This is a genomic window from Tabrizicola thermarum (assembly GCF_003574395.1).
In the GTDB taxonomy this organism is placed as follows: Bacteria; Pseudomonadota; Alphaproteobacteria; order Rhodobacterales; family Rhodobacteraceae; genus Tabrizicola; species Tabrizicola thermarum.
The window spans coordinates 16,940-29,122 of record NZ_QMJY01000080.1; the positions used below are offsets into that span (position 1 = coordinate 16,940).

The window sequence follows — 12,183 nt, forward strand, 5'->3', positions numbered from 1 at the left end:
CAGCCCGACGACGAGACAAAAGGCTTGCGCGGAACGCGCTCCGGTTCACCAGCGCCGCCACCCGCGATACCGTCACCGGACCCGGTGCCGTCATCCCCGCTCTCACCACCCCGGAGTGAGGCCCTGGGCAAACGGAAGCGAACCCGGAAAAGGTAAACGTTTTCCTGACGCCCACAGGCAAGCCATTGATTTCCCAGAGGCTGACCGCCTGTCCGCACGCGGCGCGTCAAACCAGCAGCCGCGCCCCGTCCTGGCCCGCGATGCGGACCTCCAGGATCGTCCCCTCCGGCTGGTCGGCGGCGAAGGCCACCTCGGCGAAGCCCTCGGTCCGCCCGACTCTCGCCCCCTCGGTCAGCACCCGGTGGACCCGCCCCACCTGAGCCGCCAGATGCTCGGCCAGCACCCGGTCCCCCAGGGCCCGCAGCCGCGCCGCCCTTTCCCGGATCTCGGGCCCCCGGACCTGCGGCATCCGCGCCGCCGGGGTGCCCTTGCGGGGCGAGAAGGGAAAGACATGCAGGAAGGTCAGACCGCAGTCCTCGACCAGGTCCAGCGACCGCTGGAACATCGCCTCGGTCTCGGTCGGAAACCCCGCGATGATGTCCGCCCCGAAGACGATCTCGGGCCGCTGCGCGCGGACCTCCTGGCAGAAGCGGATCGCATCGTCCCGCAGGTGCCGCCGCTTCATCCGTTTCAGGATCAGGTCGTCTCCGGCCTGCAAGGACAGGTGCAGATGCGGCATCAGCCGCGGTTCGGTCGCGATGGCCTCGATCAGCGCGGGATCGGCCTCGATGCTGTCGATCGAGGAAATCCGCAGCCGGGGAACCTGCGTCAGCTTCAGGATCCGCCGCACCAGATCGCCAAGCCGAGGCTCCCCCGGCAGGTCCGCGCCCCATGAGGTCAGGTCCACCCCGGTCAGCACCACCTCGTTGAAGCCGCGATCCACCAGACGGCTGATCTGCTCGACCACCACCCCCGCCGGGACGGATCGGGAGTTTCCCCGCCCGAACGGAATGATGCAGAAGGTGCAGCGATGGTCGCAGCCGTTCTGGACCTGGACATAGGCCCGGTGCCGCCCGAACCCGTCTATCAGGTGGCCCGCCGTCTCGCGCACCGACATGATGTCATCGACCTGCACCTTCTCGGTCGTGCCGATCAGGTCGGGGGCGGCGATGGCCGTCCAGGTCTCGGCCTGCATCTTCTCGTGGTTGCCGACGACCCGCGTCACCTCGGGCATCGCCGCGAAGGTCTCGGGTTCGGTCTGGGCCGCGCAGCCGGTGACGATGATCGCCGCCCCCGGATTTTCGCGCGCCAGCCGCCGGATTTCCTGTTTGGCCTTGCGCACCGCCTCGCCCGTCACGGCGCAGGTATTGACCACGACCGCCCCGCCCAGACCGGCCGCGGCGGCCAGTTCCTTCATCGCCTCGGTCTCGTAGGCGTTGAGACGGCAGCCCAGCGTCGCAAAGACCGGGGGCTTCTGCGGCGCGTTCATCGGTACGCCGCCAGATAGTCGGGCGACAGCATCCCGTCGAAGACCCGCGCCACCGGGCCGGTCAGCCAGACCCCATCCGCGCGCCAGTCCACCTCCAGCTCGCCGCCATCGACCGTCAGCGCCACGCGCCGGCCCGTCATGCCGCGCAGATGCGCCGCCACCGCCACGGCGCAGGCGCCCGAGCCGCAGGCCAGCGTGATCCCGGTGCCGCGTTCCCAGACGCGCATGCGGATGCGCCCGGGCGAGATCAGCGAGGCAAACTCGACGTTGGTGCGCTGGGGAAACAGCGGATCATGCTCGATCCGCGGCCCGAGGGTCGCAAGGTCCACCGCCTCGGCATCCGGCACGAAATGCACGCAATGCGGATTGCCCATGCCCACGGCCACCGGATCGCCCGGCAGGGGCAGATGCAGATGGTCCACCTCGCGCGCGAGGGGAATCGCGGTCCAGTTCAGCTGCGGCGGACCCATGTTGACCCAGATCCGGCCATCCGCTGCCCTCTCGGCCCGCAGACCGCCCCGCGCCGTCACCAGCGAGACGCGATCGGCCCCGAGCCCCCGCATCACATGGTCCGCGACACAGCGCGTCGCATTGCCGCAAGCCCCGGCCTGCGAGCCGTCGCTGTTCCAGAACACCAGACCGAAATCGGCCTGGTCGGAGTCGGTGATCTCGGCCAGTTGGTCGAAGCCGACACCCCGATTCCGGTCCCCCAGCGCCTGCGCCAGGGCAGCCGTCATCACCGCCCCGCGCCCGCGCGAGTCGATCACCACGAAGTCATTGCCCGCGCCGTGCATTTTCATGAACGGCAGGCCGGTCTGCGCCCGGGTATCCATCATGGTCCGGCATATACGCCTGCGCTGCACGATTTGCCAGTGCGGCACGTTTTTGCCCTTGACCCCCGGTGCGGCCTTGCCTAATCAGCCGCCTCGTGGGGCCGGTAGCTCAGTTGGTAGAGCAGCTGACTTTTAATCAGCGGGTCACAGGTTCGAATCCTGTCCGGCTCACCACCCGCACGAAAGGCCCGAGGGAAACCTTGGGCCTTTCGCATTCAGATCATCCTGATCGTGTCCTTGCCGACGGCCAGCATGTAGCCGCGCCGGGCGATCGTCTTGACCAGCAGTTCACTGACCAGCTGGTTGCCCAGGGCATCGCGCAGCCGCTTGACCCGGGTCGCACCCGCCGCCTCGTCGCAATCGGCCTCGTTCCGGCCCGAGATCACCGCCTCGATCTGGGCGCCGGTCAGGACCTCGTCATCCATCCGCGCCTCGGCCAGAACGGCCAGGGTTTCCAGCGCGGCTTCGGTCAGCTGGAATTCAAGGTCGTTGATGTAGACCGCCCTCGCCTCGCGGGAGATCATCAGGCTGGCGACCTGGATGCCCGAGCGCTGGATCGCCGAGATGCGCCGGTTCAGCGCGATGATCATCACCAGAAACACCAGTGCTGCGATCAGAAGGGCCGTCGAGAACACCAGAAGGACGAAGATCACCGACCGATAGCTGGTCAGCACCTCGGAAAACGCGGTGCCCGACTGCGCCAGAATCTCCAGAAGCTTGATCTGCGCGTTCGAGGTCAGATCGTTGTTTTCGACGAAGATCCGTTCGACCCGCGCGTTGAAGGCATTCGCATCCGGCAGGTTCAGGAACAGGAAAAGCGCCGCACCCAGAAGGATGAGGACGATGGCCGCAATTCCGAAGGCGACGACGCGGTTGCCGGCTTTCAGGCTTTCAGTAACGGAGGAAGTAGTCTCCGGCACTCGCTTTCCTTTCCTCGAGACCTTCGGGCCCGAATGTGGACAGAACGTTCAGAAGCGTCCAGCCCGCGGCCGCCAGTCTCGGCGCCAATTCGCCTTCGGCCGCGCCGGGGCTGCAGTTGGCGTCCGACACCCGCGCGACACCGTAATGCAGTTGCAACGGCTCGTCACGCTTGGCCTTGTAGTCCGCATAACACTCTGCCGCGGCCGGACCCGCAAGGGCCAGGGCAAGGGCGACAGTGGTGACAAGTCTTTTCATTTTACCGCTCCGGCAAGGAGGCTGCTCGATCACGACGGACAATGCGCCGACGCAGGGTGATATTCAATATCACGCCAGAGTTTGCCGCCCTGTTATCGGATAGCAAGTCGGCATTCCCCAACCGTTATTCCATAGCGGGCGGGCGATATTGCTTACCGGGCGGGCCGAGGGCGAGGGTTGGCCATCGGGGTCGCACGGCAGGTCGGGTGGCCCTCCGGGACCAAGACATCCGTATCAGGAGGCAACCATGTCCGTAGAGTTCAGAAGCAAGTCGCATCGCGTCAGTTCGCAGGGAATCTCTGAAAGCAACCTTTCCGGGCGCCGGTTCGCGGCGATGCTGACAGGCGGTGCGGCAGCGCTGGCGCTGGTCCTGGCGACGGCCATCCCGGCCAAGGCCGACAAGAAGGATGACCTGACGAAGGCGCTGATCGCGGCGCTGGTCGTGGGGGCCATCGCCCATGAATTGAACGACAACCGCAAGCCCGCCCCGGCCCCCGTGCCCGAGCCCGAGCCCGAGCCGGTCAGGTCGAAGCGCGTCCCCTCGGTCTGCGCAATCTCGATCGACGGGGCGGATCGTTCGGTGACGCTGTATTCCGAAAGCTGCCTGCGCGGGGAAGGCTTTGGCCATCGCCTGCCGCGCGGCTGCGCCAACAGCGCGACGATCTTCGGCGAGCGCGACCGGGTCTATTCGGCGCAATGCCTGCGCGATGCCGGGTTCCGGGTGACGGGCCGCTGAGGCGCTCCATCCACAGCACGGGGCGCCGAGGTGCCCTGACCGAAGCGGGATTGCCCTGTCCCGCTTCTTCTGAGGGGGTGGGAGGGTGAGCAGCTTCCACCCCCTTTTTCTGTCGGTGTTTCCGGGATAGTCCGGGGCATGGCCGCACCGATCCCCGATCTTGCCCATGAGACCGCAGCCCTGGCGCGTGGCGCGCTTCGGGTTGTGGGGGTGGACGAGGTGGGCCGGGGTCCGCTTGCAGGCCCGGTGACCGCCTGCGCCGTGCGGCTGGATCCGGACCGGGTGCCGCAGGGCCTGCGCGATTCCAAGCAGCTGACGGCCGCGCGGCGCGAGGCCCTGTTCGACGAGATCATGGCGGTGGCCGAGGTTTCCGTCGCCCATGCCAGCGTCGAGGAGATCGACAGCCTGAACATCCTGCGGGCCAGCCACCTGGCGATGGAGCGGGCCGTCGCCGGCTTGCAGGCCGACCATGCGCTGATCGACGGCAACCTGATACCGCGCGGGCTGCGCTGTGCGGCGACCGCGATCGTCAAGGGTGACGCGAAGTCCCTGTCCATCGCCGCAGCCTCGATCGTGGCCAAGGTGACGCGCGACCGGATCATGGTGGATTTGGCGCAACAGCACCCCGGCTATGGCTGGGAAGCCAATGCCGGCTATCCGACTGCCGCCCATCTGAAGGCCCTGCAAACTTTGGGCGTGACCCCTTGGCATAGACGTTCCTTCAGACCCGTCCACAACATCTTGTATCAAGAGAATTCTGTAAGCTGTTGATTCAAAAAAGAATTTGACGGCGATTCGGGTCTGACTCATGATTCCGGGCAACATCGGCACGACAGAGGCCGGGGGCAGAGGCAGAAGACATGACGACCAGGAATACCACGGCGGGGGTAGCTCTTCCGCTGAACCAGATCCTTGCGGGTGACTGCGTGGAGGTGATGAACACCCTTCCGGCGGGCTCTGTCGATCTGATCTTTGCCGACCCGCCCTACAACCTTCAGCTGAAGGGCGAGTTGCACCGCCCGGACAATTCCAGGGTCGATGCGGTGGACGACCACTGGGACCAGTTCTCCAGCTTTGCCGCCTATGATGCCTTCACCCGCGACTGGCTGGCGGCGGCAAAGCGGCTGTTGAAGCCGAATGGCGCGATCTGGGTGATCGGGTCCTATCACAACGTCTTCCGCCTGGGGACCGAGTTGCAGAACCAGGGCTTCTGGCTGTTGAACGACGTGGTGTGGCGAAAGTCGAACCCGATGCCGAACTTCAAGGGCAAGCGCCTGACCAACGCGCATGAGACGCTGATCTGGGCCAGCCGGGACGAGGCGGCGAAATACACGTTCAACTACGAAGCGCTGAAGGCCCTCAATGACGGCGTGCAGATGCGGTCGGACTGGGTGATCCCGCTGTGCACCGGGCATGAGCGTCTGAAGGACGAAAACGGCGACAAGGCGCATCCGACGCAGAAGCCCGAGGCTCTGCTGCACCGCGTGATCGTGGCGACGACGAACCCCGGCGACGTGATTCTGGACCCGTTCTTCGGGACCGGGACGACGGGGGCGGTGGCCAAGATGCTGGGGCGCGACTTCATCGGGATCGAACGCGAAGAGGCCTACCGCAAGGCCGCCGCCGAAAGGATCGCGCGGGTGCGCCGGTTCGATGCCTCGGCGCTGGAGGTCTCCGGATCGAAGCGGGCCGAGCCGCGGGTGCCCTTCGGGCAAGTCGTGGAACGGGGGATGCTGCGGCCGGGGGAGGAGCTGTTTTCCCTGGGCAACCGGTTCAAGGCCAAGGTCCGCGCCGACGGCACGCTGATCGGCAACGACGTGAAGGGCTCGATCCACCAGGTCGGCGCGGCGCTGGAGGGGGCGCCGTCGTGCAACGGCTGGACCTACTGGCACTTCAAGCGCGACGGGAAGATGGTGCCGATCGACATCCTGCGCCAGCAGATCCGCGCCGAGATGGAGGCCGACGGCAGCCGAACCCACTGAGTTTCCGCAACACGCCTGTCCCCCGGACCGCCTGGGGGACACCTTCACCCCGCCGGGATGTCCCGGCGGGGTTTTTTCCGTTTCCGGCGGTGGAGTTGGTTGATCCCGGCACCCATGTTTCCTATCCCGGTTCCGACAGGATTGGAGAACGGATGGTCTTTCGCCGTCGAACACCGCTGAACCTGATGCAGAAGCTGCGCGCCCTGGTCTTGCCTAAAGGCGGCTGGGGCCGGGCGTTCCGCTATCTGCGCCATCGCGCCAGCCGCATTCCCGACGCGCCGCACCGGATCGCCCGGGGGATTGCCTGCGGCGTCTTTGCCTCGTTCACGCCGCTGTTCGGGCTGCATTTCTTCCTCGCCATCTTCCTGGCCTGGATCGCGCGGGGCAATGTCATCGCCGCGCTGATCGGCACGGCGGCGGGCAATCCGTTGACCTTCCCGTTCATCGCGGTCCTCTCGATCGACCTTGGCCACATGATCCTGGGGTCGCGGGCCGATGGCGTGCCGGTGTCGCAGATCATGACGGCCTTCGGCCAGGCCGGGGACGAGATCTTCCGCAACATCCGCGCGATCTTCGGCGCCGAGGAGATGCGCTGGGACCGGCTGGAGCGGTTCTTCCGCGGGGTGTTCCTGCCCTATCTCGTCGGCGGGCTGGGACCGGGGCTGGTCGCGGCCCTGGTATCCTACTGGCTAAGCCTTCCCGCCCTGAACGGGTATCAGAGGCTGCGGGCCGCCCGGCGCGAGGCGCGGGCGCGCAAACCGGCAGAGAAACCCGCCCCGTCGAAGGAAGAGGACAGGACATGAACGGTGCCGAGACCCTGGTGCAGACCTTGCTGGCCAGCGGCGTGCGGGTCTGCTTTGCCAACCCCGGCACGTCCGAGATGCATTTCGTCGCTGCACTGGACCGACACCCCGAGATGCGCTGCATCCTGTGCCTGTTCGAGGGCGGGGTTTCGGGCGCGGCGGATGGCTACTACCGGATGTCGGGCCAGGTGGCGGCAACGCTGCTGCACCTGGCGCCGGGGTTCGGCAATGCCTTTGCCAACCTGCACAACGCCCGGAAGGCGCAGAGTGGCGTGCTGAACATCATGGGCGACCATGCCGACTACCACCTGCGGTTCGAGGCCCCCTTGAAGGGCGACACGGTGGGGGTGGCGCAGGCGGTGTCGCACTGGACGCGGGTCTGCTCTTCGGCCGAAAAGGTCGCCAGCGACGCGGCCGAGGCGGTGCAGGCGGCGCGGGCCAAGGGCGGGCAGATCGCCACGCTGATCCTGCCGGCGAACACGGCCTGGGAGGAGGCGTCGGGCCTTGCGGTGGCGGCCCCGGCCCCCGCCTTGCGGCGCCCGTCGCCGGGCGAGGTCAGGGCGGCAGCCCATGCGCTGCGCCAGCCGGGGGCGATCCTGATGATCGATGGCCCGGCGCTTTTCACCGATCTCGGCCTTTTGGCCAAGCGGATCGCCAAATCCTGCGGTGCCCGGCTGATGCAGCCCTTCTTCGTCAGCCGTTTCCGCCGCGGCGCGGGCTCGGTCCTGATCGAGCGGATGGCCTATCGGATCGAGGACAACATCAGGCTTCTGGCCGGGGCATCGTCGCTGGTCCTGTGCGGCACGGCGCGGCCGGCCGGGTTCTTCGCCTATCCCGGTCTGCCTTCCACCCCCGATGACCCTCAGACGCGGCTGATCGAGTTGTGCAGCCGGGACATGGACATCGAGGGAACGCTGAGGGCGCTGGCGGAAGAGGTGGGAGAGGCGGAACTGGGACCGGAGGATTTCGTGCCCCTGGACCTGCCCACGCTGCCGCAGGGCGAGCTGACCGTGACCAGGGTCGGCGAGGCGATTGCCGCGCTGATGCCCGAGAATGCGGTGGTGGTGGATGAAGGGATCTCGGCGTCCTACTACCTCGCGCCGGGGCTGAAGCGGGCACGGGGGCATGATGCGCTGACGATCACCGGGGGGTCGATCGGCTTTGGCCTGCCGAATGCGGTGGGCGCGGCGGTGGCCTGCCCGGACCGCAAGGTCGTGGTGCTGGAGGGCGACGGGTCGGGGATGTACACGCTGCAGTCGCTGTGGACGATGGCGCGCGAGGGGCTGGACGTGACCACGGTGATCTTCGCCAACCGCGGCTATCAGATCCTGCGCGACGAATTGGCGGCGATGGGGGTGAACGAGGTCGGCCGCAACGCCCGGCGGATGTTCGATGTCGAGAGACCTCTGCTCGACTGGGTCGCGCTGGCCCGGGGACATGGCGTGCAGGCGGTGCGGGTCGACGACATGGGCGCGTTCAACGCGGCCTTCGCCGCAGCGATGGGCCAGCGCGGGCCTCGGCTGATCGAGGTGGTCTGCTGACGCAGCCGCTGCGGAGAGGCGCAATCTGGCGCCGGGTTTGCCGGTCAACCGGCGACCGGGTTCAGCGCCTTGTTGTAGGGATGCCAGTCCGTGATGTCGGGGTAATGCTGGCGGCGCCAGTCCTTGACCCGCCGGTTCATCACCCGCTTCCACAGCGGCGGGACCATCGCGATCATGGTCATCAGGGGATAGCCGAAGGGCAATTGCGGCGCATCGCTCTTGCTGTAGGTCTGGAGGACTGGAAACCGGCGGTCGGGCTTGTAATGATGGTCCGAATGGCGCTGGAGGTTGATGAGAAGCCAGTTCGACGCCCGATGATCGGCATTCCAGCTGTGGCGCGGCAGGACATGTTCATACCTGCCCCCGCCCAGATGCCGGCGGGTCAGGCCGTAGTGTTCGATGTAATTCACCAGCTCCAGCTGCCAGATCGCCGTGAAGGCCTGGACCAGGAACAGACCGAGGCCCGGCAAGCCACCCAGGGCAAGCGCCAGGGCAAGGAATGCCGCCTGAAGCCCGGCATAGCGCCAGAAGGGATTGCTGCGGTGCCAGGCGGGCAGGCCCTTGCGGGCCAGCATCGCCACTTCGGCCCGCCAGGCCGAGGCCGGGCACTGCACCAGTACGCGGGGGAAAAAGCGGTGGAACCCTTCATTGTAGCGCGCCGTGACCGGGTCCCTTGGCGTGCCGACGTGGATATGGTGCACGCGCAGATGCTCTGACCTGAAATGCGAATACAGGACCGAGGCCAGCAGAAGGTCGGCCAGCCAGCGTTCCAGCCGCGACTTCTGGTGCATGAGCTCGTGGCTGTAATTGATGCCGATGGTGCCCGACAGGACGCCCATGCCGAAGAACAGGGCAATCCGCTCTCCCGTGGCAAGATGCGGGGCCTGCGGCACATGCCACAGCATCGCGGCCAGCAGGGCGAACTGGAGCGGTGGCCAGATCAGCGTGACCAGACGGTAGGCGGTCAGCGCATCCTCGGGCGTCCGGGGGTCCGGGTTGGCGGTGTTGTGGCCGGTGATCGCGTCGAGAACGGTGAACAGACCCCAGGTCGAGATCGGCAGGAGCGCGATGGTCCAGCCGCCCTGGGCCATGCCCAGAACGGCCAGAGGCAGCAGGCAGAGGGACATCCAGAACGGCAGCGCGGCGGGAAGCGGGCTCATGCGGGCGAGTGTAGCGGAAGCGGGGGGCGGCGTGAACTGTCGGATGATGCGGCTTCCGCGCGATCTTCCGCAGCGGTGGTCGGGGTCAATTCAGCCGGTCGCGGGCAAGGTCCCAGGCCTTGCGCATGACCGTGGGCAGGTCGGAGGGCCGGAAGGACTGGCGCGGGATCAGGTCGCCGCGGCTGGGCGGGCCGTCCAGAGGCGCGACAAGGACGGCAAGGATCAGGTGGAAATGGGTGAAGGTGTGGCGGACCTCGCCGATCCTTTCCCATTGCGCGGGGGCCGGGGCCGGGCCGCCCTGCCCGTCCCAGCCATCCCCCGGAATACCCAGCATCCCGCCAAGAAGGCCCTTGTCCGGGCGGCGCTCCAGCAGGATCGCCCCGTCCCGGTGGCCCAGCCAGAGCGTGCCATGGCGGGTCGGTTTCTCGGGCCTGGGCGACTTGCGCGGCAGGTCGGCCTGGATGCCTGCGGCCCGGGCGATGCAGGCGTGTGACCAGGGACAGATTCCGCAGGCAGGCGAGCGCGGCGTGCAGATCGTGGCGCCAAGGTCCATGATGGCCTGGGCATGGTCGCCCGGTCTTTGGCTGGGCGTGAGGCGGGCGGCGAGATCGGTCAGCTCGGGCTTGGCGGCGGGCAGCGGGGTTTCCACCCGGAAAAGCCGGGAAAGGACGCGCTCGACATTGCCGTCGACCACGGTCGCCGGTTCGTCATAGGCGATGGCGGCGATGGCCGAGGCCGTGTAGGGGCCGATGCCGGGGAGGGTCAGGAGGCCCTCACGGCTTGTCGGGAACTGGCCGCCGTGGTCGGCAACGACGGCGCGGGCGCATTTCAGCAGGTTCCGGGCGCGGGCATAATAGCCAAGACCCGCCCATTCCCCCATCACTTCGGCATCCGGCGCGGCGGCCAGCGCAGCCACGGTCGGCCAGCGGGCGGTGAAGCGGTGGAAATAGTCCTTAACGGCGGCCACGGTGGTCTGTTGCAGCATCACCTCGGACAGCCAGACGCGATAGGGGTCGGGGCGGACACCCTTTGCCCGGTCCCCTGGCGACACGCGCCAGGGCATCACGCGGGCATGACGGTCATACCAGGCAAGCAGCCGGGCAGAGAGGGATTCGGGGTCGTCCATCGCGGCGAAGATAGCCGAGCCGGGGCGGGCGGCCAGTCCCGTCTTCCCGGCATCAGGTAAACCCTCGCTAACGCAATGTTTATTCCTGTTTCAGCCTTGCCACTGGCGGGGGGCGGGCCTTGCGGTAGAATGCAGCCCAAGGAACCGGAGCAGATGAGCCGCAAACCCCTTCCCTCGCCCAGCGCCGATCACCGGATGCGCGGGTTCGAACCGGCCTTCGGGCTGATGAAGGAGGCTGTCCGCGCGGCGGGGGAATCGCGGGGCTTTGCGGTGGCACGGCTGCTGACGCACTGGGCCGAGGTGGCGGGCGAGGAGATGGCGCGCAAGACCCGGCCGGTGAAGATCGGTTACGGCAAGGGTGGCATGGGTGCGACGCTGACGCTGCTGGTCAAGGCAAGCGAGGCACCGATGGTGCAGATGGCGCTGCCGGTGCTGAAGGAACGGGTGAACGCCGTCTACGGCTACAACGCCATCAACCACATCCATCTGACCCAGACCGCCGCCACCGGATTTGCCGAAGGCCAGGCAGAGTTCGCTCCGGCCCCGAAGGTGGGCAAGACCCCCGATCCCGCCACGCTGGCCAAGGCGCAGGCCGTGGCCGAGGGCGTGACTGACCCAAGCCTGCGCAGCGCGCTTGAACAGCTGGCGCAAAACATCTTAACTCGCCCCCGATCCTGACCATCGGGCTGACAAAGGACGCCGACCCATGATGAAGCTGAACCGCCGGGCGATGATTGCCCTTGCCGCTGCCGCGACTGCGGCCATGACGCCGGCCCTGGCGCAGGAAACCGCCACGGCCGCCACCGCACCGGCGGTTGGCGATTATTCCCTGGGCTCACCGGACGCCAAGGTGAAGATCGTCGAATACGCCAGCTTCACCTGCCCGCATTGCGCGCATTTCCATGATACGGTCTTCAATCAGCTGAAGACCGACTACATCGACACCGGAAAGGTCCACTTCACCCTGCGCGAAGTGTATTTCGACCGCTACGGCCTGTGGGCCGCGCTGATCGCCCGCTGCGGCGGCGAGATGAAGTATTTCGGCATCCACGACATGCTGTTTGCCAAGCAGAAGGAATGGGCCGCCGCCGAGAGCCCGCAGCAGGTGGTCGACAACCTCAAGACCATCGGCCGGGCGGCAGGGCTGGAAGATGCGGCAATGGATGCCTGCCTGAACGACACCGCCAATGCCGAGGCGCTGATCAAGCAGTTCCAGACCAATTTCGAGGCCGACGGGGTTCAGGGTACTCCGACGCTGTTCATCAACGGGACCAAGTATTCGAACATGGCCTACGCCGACCTGAAGGCCATCCTCGACGCCGAGCTGGCCAAGTAGC

General features: G+C 67.2%; 13 protein-coding genes and 1 tRNA gene. 8 read left to right on the forward strand and 6 right to left on the reverse strand.

Annotated features, from left to right (window positions below):
- Positions 1-226: 226 nt before the first annotated feature.
- Entirely contained in the window at positions 227-1,489 is a 1,263-nt protein-coding gene (gene mtaB, locus D5084_RS13630) for a tRNA (N(6)-L-threonylcarbamoyladenosine(37)-C(2))-methylthiotransferase MtaB (RefSeq protein WP_128516052.1), read from the reverse strand.
- Positions 1,486-2,325, reverse strand: coding sequence for a diaminopimelate epimerase (gene dapF / locus D5084_RS13635; protein ID WP_128516053.1), 840 nt, complete (start codon positions 2,323-2,325; stop codon positions 1,486-1,488). Before dapF ends, mtaB begins: the two co-directional genes overlap by 4 nt.
- Before the next feature lie 95 nt (positions 2,326-2,420).
- Between dapF and D5084_RS13640 the strand changes: the two genes are divergently transcribed.
- A tRNA-Lys gene (locus tag D5084_RS13640) sits at positions 2,421-2,496 on the forward strand.
- A gap of 41 nt (positions 2,497-2,537) precedes the next feature.
- Here D5084_RS13640 and D5084_RS13645 read toward each other — a convergent pair.
- On the reverse strand, positions 2,538-3,242 hold the full coding sequence (locus D5084_RS13645; protein WP_128516054.1) for a winged helix-turn-helix domain-containing protein: 705 nt from the start codon (positions 3,240-3,242) through the stop codon (positions 2,538-2,540).
- Positions 3,214-3,498 carry a hypothetical protein gene (locus tag D5084_RS13650; RefSeq protein ID WP_128516055.1) on the reverse strand — a complete coding sequence of 95 codons (285 nt, stop codon included), beginning with the start codon at positions 3,496-3,498 and terminating at the stop codon, positions 3,214-3,216. Before D5084_RS13650 ends, D5084_RS13645 begins: the two co-directional genes overlap by 29 nt.
- 334 nt (positions 3,499-3,832) lie before the next feature.
- Here D5084_RS13650 and D5084_RS13655 point away from each other — a divergent pair, with 334 nt between their 5' ends.
- The 5 genes from D5084_RS13655 (at position 3,833) to D5084_RS13675 (ending at position 8,560) form a co-directional block, all read left to right on the forward strand.
- Complete coding sequence (locus tag D5084_RS13655; RefSeq protein WP_128516056.1) at positions 3,833-4,234, forward strand: hypothetical protein; 402 nt, start codon at positions 3,833-3,835, stop codon at positions 4,232-4,234.
- 138 nt (positions 4,235-4,372) lie between these two features.
- Complete coding sequence (gene rnhB, locus D5084_RS13660; protein WP_128516057.1) at positions 4,373-5,005, forward strand: ribonuclease HII; 633 nt, start codon at positions 4,373-4,375, stop codon at positions 5,003-5,005.
- An 89-nt stretch (positions 5,006-5,094) separates the two neighbouring features.
- Positions 5,095-6,216, forward strand: a complete 1,122-nt coding sequence (locus D5084_RS13665) for a site-specific DNA-methyltransferase (RefSeq protein ID WP_128516058.1) — start codon at positions 5,095-5,097, stop codon at positions 6,214-6,216.
- A gap of 152 nt (positions 6,217-6,368) precedes the next feature.
- The gene (locus D5084_RS13670; RefSeq protein ID WP_238382653.1) at positions 6,369-7,019 is read left to right on the forward strand and encodes a DUF2062 domain-containing protein; all 651 of its coding nucleotides are present in this window, start codon (positions 6,369-6,371) and stop codon (positions 7,017-7,019) included.
- Positions 7,016-8,560, forward strand: a complete 1,545-nt coding sequence (locus D5084_RS13675; protein ID WP_128516059.1) for an acetolactate synthase large subunit — start codon at positions 7,016-7,018, stop codon at positions 8,558-8,560. Before D5084_RS13670 ends, D5084_RS13675 begins: the two co-directional genes overlap by 4 nt.
- Positions 8,561-8,604: 44 nt before the next feature.
- Here the strand turns inward: D5084_RS13675 and D5084_RS13680 are convergent, their stop codons facing one another.
- A complete protein-coding gene (locus D5084_RS13680; protein WP_128516060.1) occupies positions 8,605-9,720 on the reverse strand; it encodes an alkane 1-monooxygenase in 1,116 nt (371 codons plus the stop codon).
- 85 nt (positions 9,721-9,805) lie between these two features.
- Complete coding sequence (gene mutY, locus D5084_RS13685; RefSeq protein WP_128516061.1) at positions 9,806-10,846, reverse strand: A/G-specific adenine glycosylase; 1,041 nt, start codon at positions 10,844-10,846, stop codon at positions 9,806-9,808.
- A 153-nt stretch (positions 10,847-10,999) separates the two neighbouring features.
- On the opposite strand from mutY, the gene D5084_RS13690 reads away from it, so the two are divergent.
- Together D5084_RS13690 and D5084_RS13695 are read left to right on the forward strand one after the other, a co-directional pair.
- Positions 11,000-11,524 (forward strand): DUF721 domain-containing protein, encoded by a 525-nt coding sequence (locus D5084_RS13690; protein WP_128516062.1) that lies wholly within the window; start codon positions 11,000-11,002, stop codon positions 11,522-11,524.
- Positions 11,525-11,576: 52 nt separating this feature from the next.
- Entirely contained in the window at positions 11,577-12,182 is a 606-nt protein-coding gene (locus tag D5084_RS13695) for a DsbA family protein (protein WP_238382661.1), read from the forward strand.
- Position 12,183: the final 1 nt, after the last annotated feature.